The organism is Mesorhizobium sp. WSM4810 (assembly GCF_055811235.1).
In genome coordinates this window covers 1-337 of the sequence record NZ_JBVVQV010000115.1, presented here as the reverse complement: position 1 = coordinate 337, position 337 = coordinate 1, and the positions used below count along the sequence as shown (strand labels likewise).

At 59.9% G+C, this 337-nt stretch carries 1 protein-coding gene; it reads left to right on the top strand.

The features are described from left to right. Positions 1-267 (top strand): hypothetical protein (locus tag AC0L3O_RS35550; protein ID WP_473618171.1); only part of this gene is annotated, 267 nt, incomplete at its 5' end. Between the last annotated feature and the right edge of the window lie 70 nt (positions 268-337).

Below are 337 nucleotides of genomic sequence, written 5' to 3'. Positions count from 1 at the left end.
GGCCGCACGACGATCCTTGAGCCCAAGAAGCAAATCGTCCAGATGAAGGGTGAGGAGGTGCAACCTGAAAGCGCCGTCGACCACAACGCGGTCGAAGATACCGTAGCCGTCTATCAATATGCCTCGCACTGGCGCGATATTTCAGGTCGCATTCCAAGTGTTCTTGACAACGGCACGCTGGCACTCGGCCGGTTGGGTGTGCATCGCCTGCCAAACCCGAGCGACGCGCCTCCGTCCAGGACCACACCCACCATACCGGCGCGCTAACAAAGCCACCGTGCCACAACGTCTTAGGAATGCCAGGTCTGCTCCGGTGATCGCCAAGAGGTGTGAGGAC